The organism is Geobacillus genomosp. 3, assembly GCF_000445995.2.
Taxonomy (GTDB): Bacteria; Bacillota; Bacilli; order Bacillales; family Anoxybacillaceae; genus Geobacillus.
The window spans coordinates 3,093,686-3,118,318 of sequence record NC_022080.4; the positions used below are offsets into that span (position 1 = coordinate 3,093,686).

Sequence of the window (24,633 nt, forward strand, 5' to 3'; positions counted from 1 at the left end):
TATTCCCCACCCCGCTGTCGCCGCAGCCTTATCGGTTTGCCGCCGCCCGCTCTTCCCCGGAAACTCCCTTTTTATTTACGGCTTCTAAGCGCGCTCACGGCGTTTCCACTTCATAATTGCGCGCTGGGCGCAGCGGCAAGTCCTCTTTTCGGATCACCTTCGTCTCCGTGTTTGTCACCGCCGGCACATCGCGCCCCGCAACGATATCGGCCATCATTTTGACCGCTTTGTATCCCATTTCGTACGGCTCCTGCACGACGGTCGCCGCAATCGTCCCTTTTTGCAAGTAGCGGATCGTCTCCGGCAGCGTGTCAAAGCCAATAATGTACGTCTCCCCTTCACGGCGAAACCGTTCGACCACTTTGGCGATGCCAATCGCATCGAGCGCGCTCGTGCCGTAAAACGCATTCACATCCGGATGCTTTTTCAAAATCGTATACGCCTTTTCCGCAGCCTGTACGCGCGTAATGTGCGACTCTTCAATGGCAACGATGCGGATTCCTTTTTCATGTTTGACCGCATCTTGAAACCCGCGCACCCGCAGTTGTTGGTGCGCCGCCGTCAAACTGCCGGTAATGATGGCAACAGTCGCTTTTCCATGCATGTCTTCAGCGAGCGCCCTCCCGGCAATAAATCCGGCATAGTAATTGTCCGTACCAATGTAGGCAGTGCGCCGGCTCGTCGGGGCATCGGTGTCAATGGTGACTACCGGAATGTTTTTATCGGCCACCCGGTTAATCGCCGGTACAAATTCCTTCTCCGTCAGCCCTTGTGTAATGATCCCATCCACTTTTGCCGCCGCTGCTTTTTCCAAAATACGAAGATGTTCGCCAATATTCGCCTGCCGCGGCCCGATATACTCGAGGTCGACCCCCAATTCTCTCGCCGCCGCCTTCGCTCCTTTTTCCACAAGCCGCCAGTAATCATTGTCAAGCTCCTCTGGCACAAGCACAAAATGGTACCGATCCTCTGTTGCCGCTGTTGTCCGCTCTTTTCCTTCATTTGGATAGGCATACACATTCCAAGCGCAATAGGCGGTAAAGGAAGCGCTTCCAATCAATGCAACAATGCCGCCGCCATAAAACAGCCGTTTCCACCACGGATGCATCATCATCCCCCCCTATTGTCATTGTACACGACAGTGGCCCGTAAACAAGTAAGGAAGAGGCCCTTTTCACCTCTCCCTCATCCATTTCCTCCCTCGATCTGCTGCGGCAGCGCACCGCCATTCCCGGCCTCCCGCTGGCGGCGAAAGCTTGTATACAAATGGTGGACCAATCCGGCAAACACGGCAAGCCATGCCGCCATGGCCACGTAGACCATAAAACGGGGGATCACAAGCAAAAACGGAATGTGCAGCGCTTTGGACAGCTGATATGTGCTTGTCGTATACATGGCGAGCGGAAACGCCATTCCCCAAAATTGCGGATCATATTTGAGCGGGTAATGATGGTACAAGTGACGCCACACCATTAAAATGAACAACAGCGGAATCCACCACGTTCCAGTAATCCAGAAAAAGAGCGTGAACCCTCTTAAAAACGGAAGCAGTTCGCCAAGAAACGCCCAGTCGTCCGCATGCAGCATCAAGGTCGAGCCAGCGAGCGTTGTGATCGCCACTGCCCCCATGTTGATCCAATACGGCGGCGTCAGCGCCGCAAACTTCAGCTCAACGAACGTAAAGCGGTAGAAAATGAGGGTAATAATGTTTAAATACAACATACACCCGAGCAAATACGCGCATAAAGCGACAAACAGGACGATGTCCCGCCCGCTCTCGACATGCGGGGAAAGGAGTGTGCCAAGGACGGAAATGGACTGCGTCGCCACCGCCGCAATAAGCCAGGCACCGTTAATTCCTTCCGACAGCGTCGGTTTGTTTTTTCGCACCGTCACCGCGGTGAAAAACGTGTACATGATCATAAGCCAAAGGAAAATGGCCAAACACCACAAATAAAAAGCCGGCTCGTAGCGATGGGCTACGGTAATCAACTGGCTGCCAAATACGCACGTTCCGGCCACCAACGTGAAAAACCCGGGGCCTAGCGTATGGCTTGTCAAATCTTTCACCAGCCGCGGCGTGAAGAAGAGAAGCCGGTACAGCGTCAATCCCCATAAAACGGTATACGCCGCCATATTGAAGTAGAGCAATCCTTTGGAAATGACGTGCATATCAAGCAAAAAGGTTGCGATCGACAATGCGCCGGTCGCCATCACGAGGGCAAAGTAGCCTGGAAATAAGTTCACCGACATTTTTCGAATATAATAGATCACCATCTTTCCCCCAATCTTTGCATCCGCCTTCCCCTCCCTTAGACACCGGGATGGTATCCATAGGCGGTGAACAAAGCCGTTCTGTGCATGCCGCTGTTCAGCATCCAAGCAACCGAAGCTCGCCGCCCCGAACTTCCGCCTTCCGTATAGGAACTACGGAGTTCCTGGCCGGGAACGCCCCATCGTTTTTCACCGCTGCCGCCTCTATGGATGCCATCCTCTACTTTCATTGTATTCAAAACGACAGGCAAAAACAAAGGCGAAACCGTATTCAATGGCAAGATAGAAAAAAACACCGTTCCGAAACAAGCCCGTTGCATCGGAACGGCGTCTCCCCATTCTTCTGCTCTTTTAGCTTTTCCAACGCCTCAGCCGGCAGTCCGGTCAATTCGCAAATCGTCGGCACGTCGCACCCTTTCGCCAGCATCCGTTTGGCCACGTCCATTTTCCCTTTTTCCATTCCCCGTCGCTCGTATGAGATCAGGAGATCGTTCACTTTTTTCGCTTCCTTCGTTTCCATTTGGCTCACCTCGTTTCGCAATTGGATTTCTTCTTGTTCGGACAGCGTCAAATACATCTCGAAAAACCGAAACAACAGCCGCTGCCTCGCCCCGTCAAGCTCCAAGCGGACGAGCATGCGCAACAATTCCCGTTTCACTGCGACTCTCTCACTTTCATGATCCCCCATTTTGCTTAACAAGACAGCGGCAACCGGGTTGTCGCGTGGCGAATGTACTTGCGCCATGGCAGTTTGCACAGTTCAACAGTAAGAAAGCGGAAATCGACAACGGTGAGGAACGGAATTTTCACGGTGAAATGACAAAGCCGCCCGGCGACAGGCGGCTTTGTCAATCGTTTTCGAAGCGGCCGTTTAATGTCCGGCCGCTGTTTTGGTCTGTTTGAAAAATTGCGGCAAATATTCTTTATGCGCTTCCAACATTTCATCCAAAATTTGTTTGGCGACCGTGTCAGACGGCACAAGCGGGTTGATCGTCATCGCGACGAGCGCCGTTTGGTAGTCGCCGGTCACCGCCGCTTCCGCCGCGACGCGCTCAAACGATTTGATTTGCTGGACGAGCCCGCGCACCGCCACCGGCAAATCGCCGACCGCGATCGGTTTCGGGCCGTCTTTCGTGATGACGCAGTTGACCTCGACCGCCGATTCTGCCGGAATGCTGGCGATAGCGCCGTTGTTTCTCGTATTGACCGGCTGGATGTCCCGCTTGTCGTTGTAAATCGAGCTGATCAAGCTACAAGCGGCGTCGCTGTAGTACGCCCCGCCGCGTTGCTCGAGCTGCGGCGGCTTGATGGCCAAGTTCGGGTCTTTGTACAGCTCGAACAGCTCTTTTTCGAGCTGCTGCACAACCTCGGCGCGCGTTCCTTTCGTTTTCGCCGCTTCAAGCTCTTCCGCGAGCATTTTGTCCGTTTGGAAATAATACCGGTGGTACGGGCACGGCAACACGTTCAGCCCTTTCAAAAAGTCCGGCTCCCAGCCGAGGTCGACGATGTTTTTCATCGTCACGCCGGAACGGTCCGGGTTGGCGATAAGGTCGATCACTCGTTCTGTCACGTCATTGCCGTCCAGGTAGACGTGCAAGCCAAACACCATATGGTTCAGTCCGGCAAAGTCAATGTGCACGCGATCCGCCCCGACACCAAGCAGCTTGGCGACGCCCATGCGCATGCCGATCGGCACGTTGCACAAGCCGACGACTTTTTCTTGCTTCGTATAGCGCAAAACGGCTTCCGTCACCATCCCGGCCGGGTTCGTGAAGTTAATGAGCCACGCGTCCGGGCACCATTCTTCCATGTCGCGGATGATGTCCAAAATAACCGGAATCGTCCGCAGCCCCTTAAACAAACCGCCCGGGCCGTTCGTCTCCTGGCCGATCACCCCGTATTTGAGCGGGATGCGCTCGTCTTTCGCCCGCGCTTCCAGCCCGCCGACGCGAAACTGTGTGGTGACAAAGTCAGCTCCTTCCAAAGCCCGCCGGCGATCCAACGTTAAATGAATGTCAATCGGCACGCCGGCCTTTTCCACCATCCGCTTGGCGAGCGCTCCGACGATTTCAAGTTTTTCTTTGCCTTCCGGAACATCGACAAGCCATAGTTCTCCGACTGGCAGTTCATGATAGCGCTGAATCAATCCTTCCACCAGTTCAGGGGTGTAGCTCGAGCCGCCGCCAATCGTCGCAATTTTCAACCGTTTTTCCACACTCCTCTTCCCCTTTCCCCCCATTGGGCATGGTATAATAATGGCAATGCGAAGGCGAGGTGTCCCGATGTTTACTCCAGAACAAATCGCTCAGTTTTCCGAGCTCGACTACGCCATTTACGATTATGTGGTGAAGCACCCACATGAAGTCGCGTACATGCGCATCCGCGAGCTCGCCGAAGCCGTCCACGTCTCACCGCCGACCGTGCTTCGCTTTTGCAAAAAGGTCGGCTGCGACGGCTTCAGTGAGTTTAAAACGAAATGGAAGTTGCATTTGCGGGAAAGCGAACAAACGTCGATCATCAGCAGCCAAGAGGCGCTGCGCGAATTTTTTGAGCGGACGATGACTGCCGATTACGAGCGGGCCATCCGTGAAGCGGCGGCCGCCATCGCCCGGGCCGATCACGTCATTTTTGTCGGTTCGGGCAGCTCCGGCATTTTGGCCGAATACGGCTCGCGCTATGTGTCCGCCTTTCAAAAGTTTTCCGTCTACATCAAAGACCCGTTTTTCCCGATTTACGGTCATTATTTCGATAACTGCGCCGTCATCGCCTTGTCGGTATCGGGAGAAACGCCGCATACGCTCGCCCAAGTGCACCGATTCAAAGAAAAAGGCGGGACGATCATCAGCATCACGAACCGGAAACATTGCACCCTTGCCAGCATCTCGGACTACAATTTGACGTACTACGCCACGCCAGAGCGGATCGGGCAAACCGATGTGACGACCCAGCTTCCGGTCGTCTACTTGCTTGAGCGGCTGGCGAAAGAAATGTACCGAATGCTGCCAAATCGGACAGCGGAAGGCGGAACCCAACCTCAAAGCCGGTAAGCGGCAGGCGGCGCAGGCCGCTTGGCGCCGTTTCCCGCAATGAATCCTTCTACTCTTACTAAACCGCGTTTCCTCCCAAAAGTAAAGGACATGGCCATATATTGGAACAGAAGCAAGCAGAAAAACATTTGTTTCATATCCGTAACGCTATGTTACGAAAAAGTGGACGCTATTCGTAACCGGCATGGCGCCGAAATGAGGAAAACCGGCGGGTCTGACCCCTTCGACCACATGCGGCGCCTTCGCCCGCTCCGGTCAAGCGGCGATGGCCGCCGTCTCATTGAAATGAAAAGTCCCCCGCTGCCAGCGGGGGACAAGGGGCATAGCCTGTTTGCCTGACGCAAGGGATCACGGGCGCCGCTATGGCAAAAAAATTTTCCCCGGATTGAGAATGCCGTTTGGGTCAAACAATTGTTTCAGCCGTTTCATCCACAGCACGGCGTCTCCCTTTTCTTCGCGCAAAAACGCCCGTTTGCCAAGTCCGATGCCGTGCTCTCCCGTGCATGTGCCGCCGCGCGATAAGGCATAGCGGACGATATGGGCGTGCACGCGTTCGATGCGTGCCATCTCCTCTGCATCGCTCGGGTCAAAGGCAAGCACGGTATGATAGTTGCCGTCGCCGACATGACCGAAAATGGCAGCCGTCATGCGCTCCTCATTGACAAGCCGGCGCGTATCGGCGATGGCGCCGGGCAGTTCGGACAGCGGCACGCACACATCGGTTGAGAGCATTGCCTTGCCTGGGTACGCCGCCTGAATGGCGAACGCCGCATGGTGGCGCGCTTCCCACAGCTTCGCGCGGGCGAGCGAGTCGGTCTCCACCGCAAACGAAACGGCCCCCTCCGCCTTGCACAACTCACGGACAAGTTCGGTCCCGTCCTCAACGCTTGACGGGCTGCCGCTCAGCTCGATAAACAGCGTCGGCTTCACCGGGTAGTCCGTTTTTTTGTAGGCGTTGACCGCGGCGATCGTCGCCTCGTCCACCAGCTCGATTTTGCCCGGACCGACGCCGGATCTTAAAATGGCAAATGCGGCCTCCGCTGCCGCCTCCAGCGTAGGGAAGCACGCTTTGATGGCGGTTGTCGCCTCCGGAATGCCGTGCAGGCGGACGACGAGGCGGGTGAACACGCCAAGCGTCCCTTCCGATCCGACGAACAAGCCGGTCAAATCGTAGTCGGCGGACGATTTCACCGCCAAGCTGCCGGTGCGGATCACGGAACCGTCGGCGAGCACGGCTTCAAGGCCGAGCACTTGATCGCGCATCACGCCGTATTTGACGCTGTTTGTCCCGCTCGCGTTCGTCGCCGCCATGCCGCCGATCGTCGCGTCCGCCCCCGGGTCGACCGGAAAAAACAGTCCATATCGCTTCAGCGCCTCGTTCAGTTGCATCCGCGTCACTCCGGGCTCGACGACCGCCAAAAAATCATCGGGACGAATGGCGATGATGTTGTTCATCAATGTCAAATCGAGGCTAATTCCGCCTTGGACCGGAATGACGTGCCCTTCCAAACTCGTGCCGGCGCCAAACGGTGTGACCGGAATGCGATGCTCGTTGGCAAACGCCAGCACCCGGCTGATTTCTTCCGCTGTCTTCGGAAACACAACGACATCCGGCGCATGCGGCGCATGATAGGCGATGCCTTTGCTGTGGTGTTCGAGCACCGTCTCATTGACGCTCACCCGCTCACGGTCGCCGATCCATTCAAGCAGCGGTTCGTATATGTTCATCGTTCTCCCCCTTATCGCTCGGATGAAACGGACGCACCGTCCGCTCTGGCCTAGTAACGCAGCAACGTTTCAATTCCTTCCGCAATCCGCTCGGCGTTCGGCAGCCAGTCGTCCTCGACCGACGGCACCGGATACGGCGTGTCGTAGCCGGCGATGCGCACGATCGGGGCGGAAAGGGAAAACAGCGCCCGTTCGCTGATCAAGGCCGCCACCTCGGCGCCAAATCCGCCCGTTTTCACCGCCTCGTGAACGATCATCACCCGCCCTGTTTTTTCCACCGAGGCGATGATCGTGTCGAGATCAAGCGGCTGCAGGCAGCGAAGGTCGATGACTTCCGCACTGACCCCTTTTGTCTCGATCTCGGCAGCGATTTTGGCGACAAGCGGCACCGTCGCCCCCCAAGAGATGATCGTCACATCATCGCCCTCTTTGACGACGCGCGCCTGGCCGAGCGGAACGGTGTACGGTTCTTGTGGCACTTCCATGCGAAACGCCCGATACAGCTTCATCGGCTCCAAAAACAGAACCGGGTCTTCATCGCGAATGGCGGAGATCAATAGCCCTTTCGCATCATACGGATTGGACGGCATGACGACTTTTAAGCCCGGCGAATGGGTAAACAGCGCCTCAAGCGAATCGGAGTGCAATTCCGGCGTCCGCACCCCGCCGCCGTATGGGCTGCGCACGACGATCGGGCACGAAAACCGCCCGGCCGAGCGGAAGCGGATGCGCGCCGCCTGGGCCGCCAACTGGTCCATCGCCTGGTAGGCAAACCCGAGAAACTGAATTTCGGCAATCGGGCGCATTCCGTTGATCGCCAGTCCAATGGACGTGCCGATAATACCCGATTCCGCAAGCGGTGTATCAAACACGCGCCCCTCGCCAAACTGCTCGAGCAGCCCGTCCGTCGCCCGGAAGACGCCGCCGTTTTCGCCGACATCTTCGCCCAGCACGATGATGCGCGAGTCGCGCTCCATCTCCTGGCGCATCGCTTCATTGATCGCCTCAATCATCGTCAATTCCGCCATTTATCTCACCCCGCTCCGTTGTTTGCGCCGCATCACTTCGTCTTTTTGTTCGGCAAGCAATTTGGGCGCCTCGCTGTACACGCAATCGAATGCATCGACAATCGAACCGGACTTGCTGGCGATGGCCGCCTCATACGCCGCAGTGATTTCCTCATTCACTTCGGCGACAAACGCTTCTTCCTGCACCTCCGTCCACAACCCGCGCCGTTCGAGCAGCGCACGCAGACGGTGAAGCGGATCTTTCGTCCGCCATGTCTCGACTTCTTCAGGCCGGCGGTATTTCGTCGGATCGTCTGCTGTCGTGTGCGGCCCGAGCCGGTAGGTGAGCGCCTCGATCAACATCGGCCCCTCACCGCGGCGCGCCGCTTCGACCGCCTGTTTCATCGTTTCGTACACCGCCAGCACGTCGTTGCCGTCGACCAGCACTCCTTTCATCCCATAGGCGAGCGCCTTCTGCGCAATCGTTCGGCTGGCCGTCTGCTTGCGGTACGGAACGCTAATGGCGTATTGGTTGTTTTGGCAGAAAAAGATGACCGGCACGTTGTACACCGCGGCAAAATTCATCGCTTCATGAAAATCGCCCTCCGACGTCGCCCCGTCGCCGAAATACGCCACCGATACTTGCGGTTCGCCTTTCAATTTCGACGCCCACGCACAGCCGACCGCATGAAGCGTCTGCGCCGCGATGATGATTTGCGTCGGGAACATGTTCAATCCTTCCGGCATTCGTTTCCCCGACAGACGCCCTTGCACATAATGGAAAAACTGCTCAAGCGGCATGCCGTGCGTCAAGCAAGCCGCCACTTCCCGGTAGCTGGGAAAAATCCAGTCGTCTTTTCGAAGCGCAAACACGCTGCCAATTTGCGCCGCCTCTTGACCGCTAAACGGCGCATATGTACCGATCCGCCCTTGCCGCTGCATGCGCAGCAACCGTTCATCAATGACGCGCGCCCGCCGCATTTCCCGATAGGCGCAAAGCAGCCATTCATCGGAAAACGCCGCCAACTTCCCCTCATCCCCGTTTCCGTTTTCATCGAGAATTTGCACGACCTCAACCGGCAATTTGTCCGGATCAAACATGGGGTCCCCTCCCATTTTTGTTTTCATGGGCGGCTCGGCCGCCGTTTCCATTTTGTCCTCTTCCGGCGCGAAGCAACGACCCGTCCATCACCGCACGTCCAACAACAGCACTTCCGGATTTTCCAAATAGTAGGCCACCGTCCGCATAAACCGCCCAGCCGGCTCGCCGTCGATGACGCGATGGTCAAAGGTGAGCGACATCCCCATCATATCGCGGATGACGATCTCGTCGCCGACGACAACCGGACGCCGTTTAATCGCATGCGCCCCCAAAATCGCCACTTCCGGATAGTTGATGATCGGCGTCGCAAACCAACCCCCGCCCGCCCCAGTGCTTGTGATCGTAAACGTGCTTCCTTGCAGCTCGTCAAGGCGAAGCGCCTGGCGGTGCGCTTTTTCCGACAGTTCGGCGATTTCGATGGCGAGCTCGCGGATCGATTTTTGGTCGGCGTCGCGGATGACAGGGACAACGAGCCCCGCTTTCGTCGCCGTCGCGATGCCGATGTGAAAGCGCCTTTTCAAGACGATTTCATTCGTCTTTTCATCGAGCGAAGCGTTGAACATCGGGTATTGCTTCAGCGCCCTTGTCACTGCTTTGATCATAAACGGCAAATACGTCAGCTTGATCTGCTCTTTGGCCAGCTCGCCGGCAAGGTGCTTGCGAATTTCGACGAGCTTCGTCACATCCACCTCGTCCATGCCGGTCACATGCGGCGCCGTATACACCGATTTCACCATTTTCTCGGCGATCTTTTTGCGCAAGCCGCGAAGCGGAATGCGTTCTTCTTCTTGGAACGCCGCCTCCACATTCGCAATGGACGTCCATGCGGCTGCGTTCGCCTGCCGTCCTGTCGCTGCGCTCCCGGCTGGCAAAACCGCGGCTTCGTTCCCCTCACTCCGCGCCGCCTCCGCCACTGCCGCGGCCGCTTCCCGCTCGCGGACGTATCGCTCCAAATCGGCGAGCGTCACCCGGCCTCCCTCGCCCGTCCCTTCCACGTCATCAATCGGAACGCCCAACTCCCGCGCCCGCTTGCGCACGGACGGCGCGGCAATCGCCCGCTTGCGCGCAGGACGGGGCGCTTCTTTGTGCAGAACCGGCGCAGGCTCCTGAGCCGAATTGTCGGTCGGCGCCGCTTCGGCCGCCACCGCTGCCTCGGTTTCCACGACAATGAGCGGCTCCCCAACCTTCACCGTCGCCCCTTCCGGCCCGGCGAGCGCCACCACTTTGCCAGCGACCGGCGTCGTCATCTCCACCATGGCCTTATCCGTCTGAATTTCGGCGATCGGTTGGTCGGCCTTCACCACATCCCCTTCACGAATGAGCCAGCGGATGATTTCCGCTTCATGCAGCCCTTCGCCGATGTCGGGCAACTTAAACTCATAGATCATTGCTGCATCCCCTTCCCCTTGTTCTCGGAAACGAAAGCAATGGTGTCCTATCAATGGTGTTATGTTTGTGAGGCTATGCAGAGGTAAAGCGCTTACAAGAAAGCAGTTTGGCGCATGATGTTCTGCGGCGGAGTCATGGTTCCTGCGATCGGGCAACATTTCCTGCGGCAACGCAACGTTTTCTACAAAAATGAGAATTGAATATTCTAAATTTTTCAATCTACAAGTTTTATGATAGTATAAACGTTGTCCCACTGTCAATATCATGCTATCGGGCATTTCTCGCCTTCTTCGACAATCATCGGCAACGATTCACATTATGTTAAAATAACAAAACGAAGACAGGAGGAAAAAGCATGCCTCTCACCTGCATTCACCACATAGCCGTCATTTGTTCGGATTATGAACTCCGAGTTCGACAGTGTTTGAGGCCATTTTAGGCAAATGGAAATAACCAGAATGCTGTTATATCAAGGTTTTCAAGGTGCGCTATATACATGCCCCTTGAAAAGTCAACCTTTGCATCACGCTGCGCACCTCAAGCGTCGAAGCACCTATCAACACCGCCTACTTTTGCCTAACAATTGCTTTCGTAAACTCAGTGAAGTCTGTTAAATGGTCGTCGAGTATTTTTTGCAAAATCGTCAAGTTCAGTTCTTGATCATCATGCACAGCGATATTGCGAAATCCGACCATTGCTTTCATTTTTTTCGATAAGGATGGAGAGATGATGCCGTGTTGTTCTAAAAGAGAGAAAGCATCTCGACTTGTTTGTGGAAGTCCGAGCTTTTTTTGCGCAACGACATGCATCGCTAAGTCGATGCTCGCTTCACACGCTCGTTGGAGATTGAGGACAATGGAATCCTGCTTCGTGTAATTCTCCAAATGTTTTGGATTGTTTTCGTATTCTTCATGAATACGTTTCATACACCGTTCAATCACACTTACTTTATTGAATATAACATCATTCATCATAAACCGACCCACTCTCAACAATTTTTCGCAAAATGTCCGCTCGTTCTTCGTTTAGTTTCGCATACATTTTCAACACTCGCCATTCGAACTCCATTTTTTTTGTTCGTCTGAACAATAGATGACCTTGCCGCTACTGATGATTTGTGCTTGAAAAACGGTGCTCGCTTGCTTTAAATCGACGAGATCGACGTCTCGTTGTAATTGCTCTGCCAATTGTTGCGCGAGCATAAATCGTTCATAGTGGTCTAATGATCGTTCATCGCTCAAAAAAGCAATATCAATGTCGCTATCGTGGCGAAGATGTCCTGTGGTTGCTGATCCGAACAAATAAATGACAGAAGGGGAGACCGCATTCTTTAATGTTTCAATAATGATTTGTTCCATCTTGTCACCATCCCGTTTACCATCCCCTATTTCCATGCTATTACAATTATATTATTTTCGATTGTATGTGTCACGTTCCAAGGGAAAACGGAGTCAGTCAAGACTTTGTGGAAACTTTTTTGACAAGGCCGTGCTCCAACCCCGCACACAGAACCCCATACTCTCCCGACAAATTGTGCTAAAATGAAGGGCGACAAGAGTGAAAGGGGAATGACCATGGTTCGATTTGCGACGATCGGCACAAACTGGATCACCGAGTCGTTCATTGACGCCGCGCGGTTGGTCGACTCGTTCGAACTCGCCGCCGTCTACTCGCGGACGGAGGAAACGGCGAAGGCATTTGCGGCCAAAGTCAAAGCGCCGCGGACGTTTACCGATTTGCAGCGGCTGGCTGAAAGCGACGAGGTGGAGGCCGTCTATATCGCCAGCCCGAACTCGTTTCACGCCGAACAGGCGATTTTTCTCATGAATCACGGCAAGCATGTGTTATGCGAAAAACCGCTCGCCTCGAACGCCCAAGAGGCAAAAGCGATGATCGAAGCGGCTGAGCGAAACGGCGTCGTGTTGATGGAAGCGATGAAGGCGACGCTGCTTCCCACTTTCCTGTCCATCCGCGAGCACGTGCCGAAACTCGGCCGCATCCGCCGCTATGTGGCCAGCTACTGTCAATATTCATCGCGCTACGACGCCTATAAGCAAGGAACGGTGCTTAACGCCTTCAACCCCGCTTTCTCGAACGGGGCGTTGATGGATATCGGCGTCTACTGCCTGTACCCGATGGTGGTGCTGTTCGGCAAGCCGAAGAGCCTCAAAGCGCAAAGCCTTAAGCTTGAATCAGGGGTCGACGGCGAAGGAACAATCGTCTTCGACTACGGGGAGATGGATGGGATCGTCTTTTACTCGAAAATCGCCAATTCCTACTTGCCGGCGGAAATTCAAGGGGAAGACGGAAGTATGATCATTGACGCCATCCATACGCCAACCAAAGCGGAAATCCGCTACCGCGACGGGCGCGTCGAGGACATCACCGTGCCGCAAGACAAACCGCCGATGTACTATGAAGTGAACGAATTCATCGATCTCATTGAAAGCGGGGCGCGCGAATCAGCGATCAACTCGCACCGCCATTCGCTTTGGACGATCGAAATCATGGACGAAGCGCGAAGACAAACGGGCATCGTGTTCCCGGCCGATCAGCGATAAGCAAAAAAGGTTCCAACTTGAGCCGCATAAGGCTGGTTGGAACCTTCTTTGTGTGCAGCGGTTTCCCTAGCCGCTAGAGCGGCATGTTGCCAACGAGTCAGGAACGTTGGCCCGCATCGCTCCAGCTGCCGGGCGTTTGGGCTTTTCACCCGCAGCGTCGTTTGGTTTCGTTCGTCTCTGTCCGCTTTGCGCCTATTCACCCGTCTCGGCAAACCGGCGGATGCGCGCGCCAATTTCATCGCGGACGCGGCGGAACACGGCGAGCTTCTCCTCTTCCGTTCCTTCCGCTTTCGCCGGATCGTCGAATCCCCAATGGACGCGCTTCACATGCGGTGGGGTGACTGGGCAATGGTCAGCCGCATGGCCGCACAGCGTCACAACCAAATCGGCGCGGTGGAGAAGATCCGGGTCGATGACATCGGACGTTTGGTTCGAGATATCGATGCCCACTTCCTTCATCACCTTCACCGCGTTCGGATTGAGGCCATGCGCCTCAAGGCCAGCGCTGTACACCTCCCATTCCTCACCAAGAAGTTGTTTCGCCCAACCTTCCGCCATTTGACTGCGGCACGAGTTGCCGGTGCATAAAAAGTATATGACTTTTTTCTTCATCGCTGGTTCCCACCTTTACGTTGATGTTGGATTGACCGAAGAAAAATACTTTCGCTGAAATGCCAATGCTACGTTGACAAGCGCCAGCATCACCGGCACTTCAATGAGCGGACCGATGACTGCCGCAAACGCCGCGCCCGAATGAATGCCAAACACCCCAACGGCGACGGCAATGGCCAGTTCAAAGTTGTTGCTTCCTGCCGTAAACGCGAGCGTCGTCGATACCGGGTAGCCGGCTCCCAATTTTTTCGCCAAAAAGAAGGAGACAAAAAACATAAGAACAAAATACAGCAACAACGGAATCGCAATCCGGACGACATCAAGCGGCAAGCTGACGATCATGTCGCCTTTGAGCGAAAACATCACGACGATCGTAAACAAAAGCGCAACGAGCGTCAGCGGGCTGATTTTCGGCACAAACACCGTTTCATACCATTGCCGCCCTTTCGCTTTCACAAGCACAAACCTTGTCGCCATGCCGGCCAAAAACGGAACCCCTAAGTACAGGAACACCGATTTTGCCACTTCCGTCATCGTGATGTTCACGACCGCCCCTTCAAGCCCGATCCATCCGGGAATCACCGTGACAAACACATACGCGTACAGCGAGAAAAACACGACTTGAAAGAGCGAATTGAAAGCAACCAGTCCAGCCGCATATTCCGTATCCCCGCGCGCCAAATCGTTCCAGACGATGACCATGGCGATGCAGCGGGCAAGGCCGATTAAAATCACGCCGATCATATACTCCGGCTTATCCGGCAAAAAGACAATCGCCAAGATGAACATCAGCAGCGGACCGATCACCCAGTTTTGCACGAGGGACAAAACGAGCACCTTCACATCTTTGAACACGCGCCCCATTTCTTCATAACGCACTTTCGCCAGCGGCGGATACATCATCAAAATCAACCCGATCGCAATCGGAATCGAGGTTGTTCCGACTTGCAGGCGGTTCAACCCATCCACCAGCCCCGGAGCCCAAATTCCGATTCCAATCCCAGCCGCCATCGCGAGAAAAATCCATACCGTCAAAAAGCGATCTAAAAATGACAACCGCTTCGGTTCGCAACAATCCATCATCATTCACCCCGTTGTCCATCATCAGCACCCGCAACGCGATGCCGGGTTCGCTTCCTCGATTTTGCGAATGTTTTCGTCTTGGTTCGGAACGTACGACAACACCGCTTGCAACAGGGAGTAGTATTCGCTTTGCGGCCGGAGCGAATAATACACCCATTGCCCCCTCCGCTCCTCTTGGATCAGCCCGGCGTCTTTCAACTTGCGAAGATGCTGGCTGATCGCCGGCTGGCTTGACGAAAACACCTCAAGCAGCTCGCACACACAGCACTCCCGCTGATTCAAAATCGCCAAAATCGTCAGCCGCGTCGGATCGCCGAGCAGCTTCAACACCCGAGCCGCGGCGCTCATGTCCACCGTCAGCTGTGGCATGCCAATCCTCCTCTCCATTCCATCATCATGCCCTGCGACATCAAGACGGCAGCGGTCGTGAAGGTTTCCTTGACCTTTTGCCCCTGTCCGCATATAGCCCAGCATCCATTGCGACATCTAGGTCCCTATCCATCACTATATCATTATTTGCTTATATAGCTGCCAAACGACAGGCTGCCGAGCCAATGTTTTACGCTAATAAGTATATAACTAAATTCTTATATAAGTCAACCACCACACACTCGTACAAAAGCGCGGTGCGGGCGCGTCATTTTTCCGCCCCGCGCCTGCACGAGTTTGGGCTGCACCGCTTCCTTCACTCCATCCGCTTTTTCGCCGCTGACAAAAGGTCAATCGCCTTCGTCCCGACTCCGACAAACGTCTCCAAAATCGCCTGCGCCCCGGCAATCGAAAAGATAAAAATAAACGGCATAGCGATCGTCGGGAGGAATAAATACCCAAGCGCAAGAAAAATCGCGCTCCATACGCCTGCGCACCAGTAACAGTTCAACAAATAACCGAATTTCGACTTCGGCACTTTTTTGATTTCCGTATGGCCGTCTTCATGCCGGATTTTCTCTTTCTTCATAAATGGATTGCGGATAAATTCGGTGATCTTATCAAAGACGATCAAATGCGTAAACCGGTAGCTGGCTAAAATGATCATAATGTACGTCATCCAGTCGAGTTCACGAAGCATGGCGGACTCCTTTTCTCATTTTTCCCTAACGCAAACGACCAAATCTGCTTGCCGGACATACGTTCATCACGCTGCCCGATTAGCAGTTATATTTTTCTCTGACAGGGGCATTTTTATAAATGAACATTTTTTCGAATTTTGATTCATTGCGTGTCTTGTCCGTCGTATCCGTGTGGAAGGCCCGAAGAGGGATGCCTTCTTTGATATGCACCGGAAAGAACCGCGTGGATCTTCGCCTCGTACAGTCGATCGAGATGACAACCGATGGCATCGTCGTTGAATCAAGGAGGCTTCATCCTCGACCGAGTCAAAGTCAAGTGCATCTTTTGGCAGTGGACCATTTTGTAGATTTGTTGATTGGTTTTGTTATCCCCTCTTGCACATGCTATAATAGATGTGTACATTATAATCAGCGTATGTCTCGTATATGTTTTTTCAAAACAGGCATATGCTATTGCTAAGGTGGTGATAGCGTATGCGCAGAAAGGAGCATCGCCAGTTGCGAAGATCAGCCATTTCAAGACGAAAAGATGTGCGAGCACAGTCATTAAGATCGATTTATGCTAAACCTGCTGTGCGAAATCGATACGCAAACATCAATGCGTCTTTAAGTTCGAGCATTTGTTTTGATCGGTTGCCTTCTGCTCCTTTATTGGATGTTAACCCTGATGGTGTTGTGACTGTGAATCGCGATAATCCTGTGCACCAACGGTGGCTAGATGAAGAATGATGCAGCCAGGTGGTATTTACGATATATATTTTCGTTTTCAAGAAGGGCAGGGCGGTGCATATCGTCCTGTTCTTATTTTGGGTTTTAGAGGCAATCGAGCCATTGCTATTGGATTAAAAGTCACAAGATCAAAACCAACATCTCGATACCCTTATCGAATACCAATTGTTTATTGGAAACATGTTGGATTAAAGGCACAATCATATGTTCAGTATGACTGGTATAACGAAATTCCATCTACCGTTCGGTTTCGGAAATTTTACGGGATTATGCACCCTTACGATTTTAATCGCGTCCTTCATGCGTTTCGTCGTTATCACGGCATTTAATAGATACATAGTGATCAAAGGGCTTGCTTGCCAGAGCTTCTTTTTGGATTAACTCATGGTGTTACTCACATTTCGCACCCCAGCAGTGCAGAAACAAAGGATTTTTTATTCATTTTTTTAAAATATTTTTTGAGCCAACACAACAAGCGATGACAATCCTTTTTTTACCATCGCTAGTCGTTCCGTATGACGTTACACGTAAATGCTCTCATCCATGCCCAATCCCTGCAGAATCCTTCGCTGATCAGGGGTGAGCGGTTTCCCTAGCCTGCGTTGGATTTGCCCATCCGGCAGTTCCAACAGGACGACTCTGACATACCAAAACAATTGAAAAATCGCTTGTCCGGTTGGTCGGGTCAGTTTCCGGCCTCCTGCCCCCTTTAACGGGCGTTCGGGTGTGATGAACTGGCGCACCCGGCGCTGGAAGACGCGGTAAATGGCCAAGGCCAGCAGAAACAAATAGCCCAACACCGCCACTCGTTCCGGTTTTTTGACGTAAATTTCGTCTGTAAAGAACGGATCTTTTAGGAAGGAGAAGTTCATTTCCACCGAGATCTGCCCTTTATACAGCTTCAAGATCTCTTGGGCATCCATTGGTTGGCCCTTCCATTCCTTCGGAACGGTCGTGACGAGGACAAACCGGGACGCTTTCCGTCTCGCCTGTTCCCACGCGTCTTGGTCGAATTCCACGCTCAGGCGAAGGGTGTACAGCGTCTCCATTTCCGGTTCCGCCCCTTTTTTCGGTCGTCCGCGCCGTTTTTTCGGGCGCACGATCTCTTCAAGCCCCGATGAAACCGAGGACGAAGGGACGCCTTGAGGGACGCCAAGGCTTGTTCGGCGTCTTCCCGGCAAGAGAAAGGATGCCGCTCCCAACGGGCTTGTTCCTCGCGAAGAAGCTCCGCTTCTTTGGTTCGTTCTGTTTCGAGCGTCTTTCCTTTTCGTTGGTCGAGCGCACTCGATTCGACGACGATCAGCCGTACGGGCTGGCCTTCATACGTTCCCGCCGTTTCCCATACCCGATACACGGCGCCGTTTTTCTCGGCCAACGAAAAGGAGTCGCTCCACGCCGAATCGGGTTGGGCATCCGCCTCCGAAAGCGCGGTTTTGACGATCCGGAGCGACGAAGGGCCTCTGGTGATCAAAAAGGCATTGGCGGCTTTCGTCTGCGCCAAGGTCTCTTTCGTCATCGCGGCGGAATCCGCCACGTAAATCCATTCGTCTTCGATCTTCGCTTGCTTCAGCTGCTCATGGACTCGCGACAGCACCTCGGGATTCCACGTTTTGTCCGGCGCGTTGCCGTCGTGCACGTCGCCGTAAAACGGGATGCCGTCCTCGTTGCCGATCAGGCCGAATCCGATCTGCTTTTGCCAGCGATGATGGCGGTTATAGCCATAGGTGATGTGCAACCCATCCGACGAATCGGATTCATACGCACCGTAAACCGTCTTGTCCGTCGTATCCGCGTGAAAGACACGGAGAGGGAGACCTTCTCTCTTGTAGATTTGCACCAGGCAAGATGAAAGGACTTGATGAATGTTTGCTTCATACAGGCGATCCAGATGACGAGCAATGGCATCGTCGTTGAACCAAGACGGATCCAACCCTGGCCGGATCAGCTTGGGCAAATCGATGTCATGCGCCCACCGTTCCAAATGAACGAGGGCTTGCCGGCCGCTCAAGATATCCAAGAGAAGCAGCCCGACCACATCACTGGCTCGGGTTTGGCATTGAGGATCCACCGGAACCAGCCGGTCCATCAGCTGAGGAAGGCCAAGATCTTTGAAAATGGTACTTATTATATTCAAATAGGAACTTTCATAAATCGCCCGAATTCGAACGTCCATGGTGGGAAAACTCCTTTGCATTCCTTGTGTGTCAAGGACCTATTCGACACCGGGATGAAAAAATCCTCCCGATTTTGGTCGAGAGGGTGCGAAATGTGAGTTACATAGTTTAAATAACCTTTTAGTCTCCTTATATCCAGTTATATCGGGCATGAGCTCGAGAAAATCTACGTATTTAATTAATTCATCAATAAATTCCTCGTGAATAGAATCTCTGTAACATAATCCTATTTTCATTCATCTTCTCCCCTTATTCGCGCAAAAAATACAAAAATAAACAAACTTAACGTAGCGTTTATTAATAACATCAGATGAACAGTAAGGAAAGTGTACATGGCGAAAAAACTAAATAATAAAGTAGAGACGGATGTAACAACATTAATTAATTGCATTAGCTCCCTCTTGTCCCTTGTTTTATTTTTCTGAAGAAAAATCGTATTTATATAAACATTTATGCTCACGCCTAGAGTGATAATAGTACTCAGTACTATAACTTGAAAAATAAGGGAGACATCAACATAATATATCACCATGAAAAACACAGTTAATATAAAGTAAAAGAGAGGAATATACTTACTCCAAATCCTATCCTTCAGATATCTCAGAAATAAAATGTTCATTATTCCCGGCAATACAAATGGAATAAAAGATAACTTGATCATGCCTGCTTCATTAAATCTTTCTACTAAAGACGGTATCCATAGAATGGGAATCGATGATATGAGCCCAACAAATAGTAACAAAAATAAACTATTTACTTTCGTTTTACCGGCCATAGAAGCCTTGCTATATGAAAAACCATGTTCAACATTTACACTTGCCATAACTAAAAACAAAATGAATGATAAGAAAATGTATATACTTAAAGGGATACTGAAAATGAGGGCCCCTACTCCAAATCCTATAAGTTTTGCTAAATTCCCAATTATACTAATTTTCACCATGCCACCAAATAAGCGTTTCTCCTCTTCGAATATTTTTCTTTCCAAACTTCTTCCAACATACGAAGAAGAGAAAACGGAAATGGCGTATACAGCTAATAAGATCATTCCTTGATCTTTTAGAAAAAACGATAAAAAAAATAGTATCAATAAAAGAAAGCTTGTCACTGCACTAATAAGCCGAGAATGTAAAGTTGAAATTTTCTTTATATAAGAAAAGTCAATAAAAATGAACATGCTAATAATCGAGTTTATAATTATAACCCAAAAAGGGGATATGTGGGAAATAGATACAATTCTAGTTATCGTGTAGGAGTAAAGAATACCAGATAGCAAAATTAAAAATAAGTATAGTAAAGCAATAAATTGGATTTCCTTACCATATCTCATAATACACTCTTTCCACTTCTTGTGTTTTTTTGAATTCTTCATACTCTAGTATGTGATTGAAAAAAAAGACAGATGCGTCCTCCCCATCTTCCGAAACATATAGCTCATAACCATCCTCGAATTTTACTAATATTCCATAATTAAAATCTCTAAAATAACTAACCATCGTTTCTAAAATAGACCTTACTATGTCATACATATGAATCTGATAAGTATACTTAACGACTTCTAAGAAAAAAAAGAAAGAAAACGAGCAATCCCTTTCAAAGTAGATTCGAAGTATGTCAACTTGAACATTTGGAGGGAGTTCGACATTCTTAGGTAAATACTCTTTAAATATAATCATAAATCGATCGAGAGATTGAATGACAAATTCCCCAAAAATTTCATCCCTAGAATAAATATACATTGAGTACACATGCAAGTAAAAGCCCCCCATGGCTAGCACCTTTATGTAGGCGTAGCCATGGAGGTTTAACTTACCAATCATAGCAAGTTGCTTTAGCTGGTTTTTTCCTAGACTTCTTGATCACTTTTACTCGCATGTTTTTCCTCCTTTCTACTGAAAATCGTATACATTACCAATTATATATATATACCCGTGGTGCTAGTTGAGTCTTAACGCTCAACTAGCCCAAGAACAACAAGCGAGTAAGCCAGTAAAATACCATCCAGTGCCGTTTCAAATCCAGAAACCGAGTTCGCTCGAATCTCGGTGATCCGATACGAATCGACTAAAATCGAAAACACGGTTTCCACCACTTTACGTTTTCGCTTCATCCACTGTTTCCATGCGTCCGATTGGCGGATTCGCTGATTTTTTCGAACGGGCGTCCAAAAAGCGACTCGGTGCTCTTCGTACAGCTTCTTTTGCAGCTTTTGGCTGATATACCCTTTGTCACCGAGGTTATACGGATGTGGAATTTGCGTCATAACGGTTTCAGCGGCCACCCGGTCGTGACAAGACGCTTCGGTGACAACATATCCCATCGGAAGCCCTTGGTCGGTGACCTGCAGGTGAAGTTTCCACCCATAGAAAGTGATCCTTTTGGAAGCACAATAGCCAATATCGGCAATTCCACGGAATCGTTTGACGCGATGCATTCGAGCTGAATGACACAGCTCGATCGGCAAGCTGTCCACGACCGCATACGCATGGTGTTGCCCACGCTTGGCCAGCTGGTGCCGCATCCACTTGATCGCAAAGCTAAGCGCTCGGCAGCGACGGTTGTACCGAGAACGCTCAGGGAACAAGTCCTTGGGAAACAAATTCCCAATCACAAACCGATGCCAAGCCCGTTCGGAAGTGAAGCCCAACAACTTTCCAAGGACATGGATGGTGATGATGACTTCGTCTTTCTGTTTCAACAAATGACGATTTCGACGTTGAAGAGGAATCTGGATACTCGATAGTTGAGCCGATACAAAAAGCAAAATCGATGCATATTGTTTTTGAAGTTTGACACGATCTGTAGTAAAATGAAAGTGCTCTTGCATGGGGATTCTCCTTTCGAATGGTAGGTCGCACTTTCATTCTACAGGAGATTCGCCAAGCAAGGGCTATTTTTTATGCTTGTCTGATTTTATCTAGCACCACGGGTATATATAATGATTTACCAACACTCGAAACTGAAGGACTTTAGAAATTATTTGCAATTGACAATATCAACTGTAATCATTATTATTACAGTTAGGAGGAAGGTTCATTATGAATAGCGATTTTTCGATTGCCGTTCACTGCGTCGCTTACCTGGCCCAAAAGCAAAGCCAACGAGTGACCAGTGAAGACATTGCCCAAAGTGTTTCTGTCCACCCAGCAAGATTAAGGAAAATTTTGAGCATATTAAGGAAAGAAAATATTATTACTTCTAAAGAAGGGGCAAAAGGCGGATTTTCTTTAAACGATCCACCTGAACATATTACGTTAGACAAAATATTTAAAATCACTAGTGAGGAAACGCTTGTACCGAAATGTCCTGATTCCAATGAGAATTGCCCAATAGGCAGAAACCTGTCAGATATACTCATTCGCGTTTGTCACAATGCGGAACAACACTTTTTAAACTATTTAAAAGGTGTAACGATCAAAGATATCATTGATGAAATTAATAATAGTTAGTTTTCATACCTGAAATAAAAGTACAACCAATACTTTGTGTTAGTTGTGCGTCATAAATTTTTTTTGAACATAACTGTAACAAAAAACATTTCAGTTTAAGAGGGTGAATAAGGTTGAAGAAAAAACGAGTTGTCGTCGGAATGTCTGGTGGAGTTGATTCTTCTGTGGCCGCTTACCTTCTAAAACAAGAAGGGTATGAAGTAATCGGTGTATTTATGAAAAATTGGGATGATACCAATGATGATGGTGTATGTACAGCAACGGAAGATTACGAAGATGTTAAAAGAGTTGCCAATCAACTTGGGATTCCTTACTATAGCGTGAACTTTGAAAAAGAATATTGGGATCGTGTATTTACGTACTTTATGGATGAGCTGAAGCGAGGGAGAACACCTAATCCAGACGTTTTATGCAATACAGAAATTAAGTTTAAAGCGTTCGTTGATTATGCACTTTCACTGGATGCTGATTATATCGCGACAGGTCATTATGCAAGAGTCAACAGAGAAAATGGCCAAATCACCTTATTGCGTGGAAAAGATCCCAATAAAGATCAAACGTATTTTCTTAGCCAATTAACAGCAGAACATTTGTCAAAAGTCCTGTTTCCTCTTGGAGAATTAACGAAAGATGAAGTGCGAAAAATCGCACAAGAATTGAACCTTGTTACCGCCAATAAAAAAGATAGTACAGGAATCTGTTTTATTGGGGAAAGAAATTTTAAAAGATTTTTAAAGAATTTTTTACCGGCACAGCCCGGAGAAATTCGCTCTCTAGATGGAGAAGTGCTAGGTACTCATGATGGGTTGATGTACTACACGATTGGCCAACGAAAAGGACTTGGAATCGGTGGAAAAGGAACAGGTGAACCTTGGTATGTCGTCGATAAAGATTTAGAAAACAACGTTTTACTCGTCGCTCAAGGAAAGAATCATCCTGCTCTGTTTTCTACCGGTCTTATTGCATCTAACATTAGCTTTATTAATGGGGATGTTCGTCCACGCACATTTGCATGTACAGCTAAATTTAGATACCGTCAAGAAGATCAGAAGGTAACCGTTCATATTCGTCCGAATGGAACGGCTTTTGTGGAATTCGAAAAACCAGTCAAAGCCGTTACTCCGGGACAAGTAGCGGTATTTTATGACGATGAGGTTTGTCTTGGCAGTGCGATTATTGACGAAGTGATAAAAATGGATGCTTCAACTGCCACTGCGGCATCTTAAAACAATACACTATTTGACTATAGAATGACACCCTGTATGCACGCTATCTTGTCAGGAATAATAAGTGCTGTGATAAGGAATAAATCTCGGGGAATTTTATCGGCTATCATACAAAGAGTAACTACAAAACATCATACTGAATCATCTTTAAGATATTTTATGTTTTGATGGAACGTTTTTCTAGATACAACGAAATTAAAAAAATTAAAAAATAATTGGAAGGTAGATGTGAAATGGAAAAATTTAAAAATCACAAAGGGTATTCACGCATGTATCAAGAAAACAAACTAACTTTAGGATTGTTCTTTCCGATTGAATCGTATATGGGCGATGTCCCTGAGATGAATATAGAAAAGCAAATGAAGTTAGCCAAACGAGCAGAAGAACTCAATTTCGCTTCATTATTTGTGAGAGATGTACCGTTGCGCGATCCTAATTTCGGGGATGTCGGGCAAATATATGACCCGTTTACGTATTTAGGGTATGTTGCTGCCAACACAGAAAAGATTGCCTTGGGAACGGGAAGTATTATTTTAACATTGCGCCATCCTCTTCATGTCGCAAAAGCGGCGGCTTCTGTAGACAGATTATCTGGTGAAAGACTTATTCTCGGTGTCGCAACAGGTGACCGTCCAATCGAGTTTCCAGCTTTTTCTGTGAATCCAGAAGATCGGAGCGAATTATTCCGAGAAGCAATTGGTGTCATGAAAAAAGCATGGAAAGAGCATTTTCCTGTCATTGACTCTTTACGAGTGCATATGACAAATGGAGATCTTTTGCCAAAACCGAAATTGTCAGACATACCAGTAATGGTGACAGGTCACAGTGGACAGTCTCCTGAATGGATTGCTGAACATAGTGATGGCTGGATTTACTATCCACGTGCACTCAAATTTCAAAGAGCATTAATCGAGAATTGGCGTTCGTTAACAGAGGAATTTAAGCCATTTACCCAATCGCTTTATGTTGATTTGGCGGAAGACCCATATCATGTACCAATACCGATTCATCTTGGATTCCGTACGGGCCGCGTTTTCCTTATCGAATTTCTTGAAGCTTTGCGAGATGCAGGTGTGAACCATGTCATCATCAACTTAAAATATGGCCAACGCCCAGTAGAAGAAGTGATCGAAGAATTAGGTGAATTTGTGCTTCCACACTTTCCGGCTTTATCATGATGAG

The 24,633-nt window shown here is 50.2% G+C and carries 19 protein-coding genes and 3 pseudogenes; 5 read left to right on the forward strand and 17 right to left on the reverse strand.

All coding sequences use genetic code 11. From position 1 onward, the window contains the following. Nucleotides 1-94: 94 nt before the first annotated feature. From M493_RS15495 to M493_RS15510, 4 genes and pseudogenes are all read right to left on the reverse strand, one after another. A complete protein-coding gene (locus tag M493_RS15495; protein WP_020961327.1) occupies nucleotides 95-1,108 on the reverse strand; it encodes a sugar-binding protein in 1,014 nt (337 codons plus the stop codon). A 77-nt stretch (nucleotides 1,109-1,185) separates the two neighbouring features. Next, the gene (locus M493_RS15500; RefSeq protein WP_420480324.1) at nucleotides 1,186-2,274 is read right to left on the reverse strand and encodes a tellurite resistance/C4-dicarboxylate transporter family protein; all 1,089 of its coding nucleotides are present in this window, start codon (nucleotides 2,272-2,274) and stop codon (nucleotides 1,186-1,188) included. A gap of 349 nt (nucleotides 2,275-2,623) precedes the next feature. After that, nucleotides 2,624-3,084: pseudogene (locus M493_RS15505) on the reverse strand (DUF4351 domain-containing protein); the annotation flags it as partial. Nucleotides 3,085-3,145: 61 nt separating this feature from the next. Continuing rightward, nucleotides 3,146-4,489 (reverse strand): 6-phospho-beta-glucosidase, encoded by a 1,344-nt coding sequence (locus M493_RS15510; protein WP_020961330.1) that lies wholly within the window; start codon nucleotides 4,487-4,489, stop codon nucleotides 3,146-3,148. 67 nt (nucleotides 4,490-4,556) lie between these two features. Between M493_RS15510 and M493_RS15515 the strand changes: the two genes are divergently transcribed. Further along, nucleotides 4,557-5,321, forward strand: a complete 765-nt coding sequence (locus M493_RS15515; protein ID WP_020961331.1) for a MurR/RpiR family transcriptional regulator — start codon at nucleotides 4,557-4,559, stop codon at nucleotides 5,319-5,321. A 360-nt stretch (nucleotides 5,322-5,681) separates the two neighbouring features. Here M493_RS15515 and M493_RS15520 read toward each other — a convergent pair whose 3' ends face one another. From M493_RS15520 to mntA, 6 genes and pseudogenes are all read right to left on the reverse strand, one after another. Next, nucleotides 5,682-7,049 (reverse strand): FAD-binding oxidoreductase, encoded by a 1,368-nt coding sequence (locus M493_RS15520; RefSeq protein WP_020961332.1) that lies wholly within the window; start codon nucleotides 7,047-7,049, stop codon nucleotides 5,682-5,684. A 50-nt stretch (nucleotides 7,050-7,099) separates the two neighbouring features. Further along, nucleotides 7,100-8,077 (reverse strand): alpha-ketoacid dehydrogenase subunit beta, encoded by a 978-nt coding sequence (locus M493_RS15525; RefSeq protein ID WP_020961333.1) that lies wholly within the window; start codon nucleotides 8,075-8,077, stop codon nucleotides 7,100-7,102. Then, a complete protein-coding gene (pdhA, locus tag M493_RS15530) occupies nucleotides 8,078-9,157 on the reverse strand; it encodes a pyruvate dehydrogenase (acetyl-transferring) E1 component subunit alpha (protein ID WP_041268023.1) in 1,080 nt (359 codons plus the stop codon). It abuts the gene before it with no gap. A gap of 87 nt (nucleotides 9,158-9,244) precedes the next feature. Beyond that, the gene (locus M493_RS15535) at nucleotides 9,245-10,546 is read right to left on the reverse strand and encodes a dihydrolipoamide acetyltransferase family protein (protein ID WP_020961335.1); all 1,302 of its coding nucleotides are present in this window, start codon (nucleotides 10,544-10,546) and stop codon (nucleotides 9,245-9,247) included. A 567-nt stretch (nucleotides 10,547-11,113) separates the two neighbouring features. Beyond that, nucleotides 11,114-11,521 carry a type VII toxin-antitoxin system HepT family RNase toxin gene (hepT, locus tag M493_RS15540; protein ID WP_041267798.1) on the reverse strand — a complete coding sequence of 136 codons (408 nt, stop codon included), beginning with the start codon at nucleotides 11,519-11,521 and terminating at the stop codon, nucleotides 11,114-11,116. Further along, nucleotides 11,511-11,905: pseudogene (gene mntA / locus M493_RS15545) on the reverse strand (type VII toxin-antitoxin system MntA family adenylyltransferase antitoxin). Before mntA ends, hepT begins: the two are co-directional and overlap by 11 nt. A gap of 216 nt (nucleotides 11,906-12,121) precedes the next feature. Between mntA and M493_RS15550 the strand changes: the two are divergent. Then, nucleotides 12,122-13,108, forward strand: coding sequence for a Gfo/Idh/MocA family protein (locus M493_RS15550; RefSeq protein ID WP_020961337.1), 987 nt, complete (start codon nucleotides 12,122-12,124; stop codon nucleotides 13,106-13,108). A 192-nt stretch (nucleotides 13,109-13,300) separates the two neighbouring features. Here M493_RS15550 and arsC read toward each other — a convergent pair whose 3' ends face one another. From arsC to M493_RS15595, 7 genes and pseudogenes are all read right to left on the reverse strand, one after another. Beyond that, entirely contained in the window at nucleotides 13,301-13,720 is a 420-nt protein-coding gene (arsC, locus tag M493_RS15555; protein ID WP_020961338.1) for an arsenate reductase (thioredoxin), read from the reverse strand. Nucleotides 13,721-13,735: 15 nt separating this feature from the next. Beyond that, complete coding sequence (arsB, locus tag M493_RS15560) at nucleotides 13,736-14,800, reverse strand: ACR3 family arsenite efflux transporter (RefSeq protein WP_020961339.1); 1,065 nt, start codon at nucleotides 14,798-14,800, stop codon at nucleotides 13,736-13,738. A 24-nt stretch (nucleotides 14,801-14,824) separates the two neighbouring features. Beyond that, nucleotides 14,825-15,172 carry an ArsR/SmtB family transcription factor gene (locus tag M493_RS15565; protein WP_020961340.1) on the reverse strand — a complete coding sequence of 116 codons (348 nt, stop codon included), beginning with the start codon at nucleotides 15,170-15,172 and terminating at the stop codon, nucleotides 14,825-14,827. A gap of 316 nt (nucleotides 15,173-15,488) precedes the next feature. After that, the gene (locus M493_RS15570) at nucleotides 15,489-15,872 is read right to left on the reverse strand and encodes a DUF1360 domain-containing protein (RefSeq protein ID WP_020961341.1); all 384 of its coding nucleotides are present in this window, start codon (nucleotides 15,870-15,872) and stop codon (nucleotides 15,489-15,491) included. 1,251 nt (nucleotides 15,873-17,123) lie between these two features. Next, a pseudogene (locus tag M493_RS15575) lies at nucleotides 17,124-18,775 on the reverse strand (IS1634 family transposase). A gap of 233 nt (nucleotides 18,776-19,008) precedes the next feature. Further along, nucleotides 19,009-19,824 (reverse strand): hypothetical protein, encoded by an 816-nt coding sequence (locus M493_RS15585; protein ID WP_235183439.1) that lies wholly within the window; start codon nucleotides 19,822-19,824, stop codon nucleotides 19,009-19,011. Between the two features lie 900 nt (nucleotides 19,825-20,724). Beyond that, the gene (locus tag M493_RS15595; protein WP_020961345.1) at nucleotides 20,725-21,603 is read right to left on the reverse strand and encodes an IS982 family transposase; all 879 of its coding nucleotides are present in this window, start codon (nucleotides 21,601-21,603) and stop codon (nucleotides 20,725-20,727) included. A gap of 211 nt (nucleotides 21,604-21,814) precedes the next feature. On the opposite strand from M493_RS15595, the gene M493_RS15600 reads away from it, so the two are divergent. The 3 genes from M493_RS15600 (at nucleotide 21,815) to M493_RS15610 (ending at nucleotide 24,629) form a co-directional block, all read left to right on the forward strand. Then, nucleotides 21,815-22,225: an RrF2 family transcriptional regulator gene (locus M493_RS15600; RefSeq protein WP_020961346.1), complete on the forward strand. Its 411-nt coding sequence runs from the start codon at nucleotides 21,815-21,817 to the stop codon at nucleotides 22,223-22,225. Between the two features lie 113 nt (nucleotides 22,226-22,338). Continuing rightward, a complete protein-coding gene (gene mnmA / locus M493_RS15605; protein WP_020961347.1) occupies nucleotides 22,339-23,451 on the forward strand; it encodes a tRNA 2-thiouridine(34) synthase MnmA in 1,113 nt (370 codons plus the stop codon). Between the two features lie 233 nt (nucleotides 23,452-23,684). After that, entirely contained in the window at nucleotides 23,685-24,629 is a 945-nt protein-coding gene (locus M493_RS15610) for an LLM class oxidoreductase (RefSeq protein WP_020961348.1), read from the forward strand. Nucleotides 24,630-24,633: the final 4 nt, after the last annotated feature.

What these genes read in the sequence shown, in the direction of transcription:
- M493_RS15495 (WP_020961327.1), bottom strand. Translation starts at nt 1,108, where the DNA reads ATGCATCCGTGGTGGAAACGGCTGTTTTATGGCGGCGGCATTGTTGCA.
- arsC (WP_020961338.1), bottom strand. Translation starts at nt 13,720, where the DNA reads ATGAAGAAAAAAGTCATATACTTTTTATGCACCGGCAACTCGTGCCGC.
- M493_RS15515 (WP_020961331.1), top strand. Translation starts at nt 4,557, where the DNA reads ATGTTTACTCCAGAACAAATCGCTCAGTTTTCCGAGCTCGACTACGCC.
- M493_RS15520 (WP_020961332.1), bottom strand. Translation starts at nt 7,049, where the DNA reads ATGAACATATACGAACCGCTGCTTGAATGGATCGGCGACCGTGAGCGG.
- M493_RS15565 (WP_020961340.1), bottom strand. Translation starts at nt 15,172, where the DNA reads ATGCCACAGCTGACGGTGGACATGAGCGCCGCGGCTCGGGTGTTGAAG.
- M493_RS15535 (WP_020961335.1), bottom strand. Translation starts at nt 10,546, where the DNA reads ATGATCTATGAGTTTAAGTTGCCCGACATCGGCGAAGGGCTGCATGAA.
- pdhA (WP_041268023.1), bottom strand. Translation starts at nt 9,157, where the DNA reads ATGTTTGATCCGGACAAATTGCCGGTTGAGGTCGTGCAAATTCTCGAT.
- M493_RS15525 (WP_020961333.1), bottom strand. Translation starts at nt 8,077, where the DNA reads ATGGCGGAATTGACGATGATTGAGGCGATCAATGAAGCGATGCGCCAG.
- M493_RS15595 (WP_020961345.1), bottom strand. Translation starts at nt 21,603, where the DNA reads ATGCAAGAGCACTTTCATTTTACTACAGATCGTGTCAAACTTCAAAAA.
- M493_RS15585 (WP_235183439.1), bottom strand. Translation starts at nt 19,824, where the DNA reads ATGATCTTATTAGCTGTATACGCCATTTCCGTTTTCTCTTCTTCGTAT.
- M493_RS15610 (WP_020961348.1), top strand. Translation starts at nt 23,685, where the DNA reads ATGGAAAAATTTAAAAATCACAAAGGGTATTCACGCATGTATCAAGAA.
- M493_RS15570 (WP_020961341.1), bottom strand. Translation starts at nt 15,872, where the DNA reads ATGCTTCGTGAACTCGACTGGATGACGTACATTATGATCATTTTAGCC.
- arsB (WP_020961339.1), bottom strand. Translation starts at nt 14,800, where the DNA reads ATGGATTGTTGCGAACCGAAGCGGTTGTCATTTTTAGATCGCTTTTTG.
- M493_RS15550 (WP_020961337.1), top strand. Translation starts at nt 12,122, where the DNA reads ATGGTTCGATTTGCGACGATCGGCACAAACTGGATCACCGAGTCGTTC.
- M493_RS15600 (WP_020961346.1), top strand. Translation starts at nt 21,815, where the DNA reads ATGAATAGCGATTTTTCGATTGCCGTTCACTGCGTCGCTTACCTGGCC.
- hepT (WP_041267798.1), bottom strand. Translation starts at nt 11,521, where the DNA reads ATGATGAATGATGTTATATTCAATAAAGTAAGTGTGATTGAACGGTGT.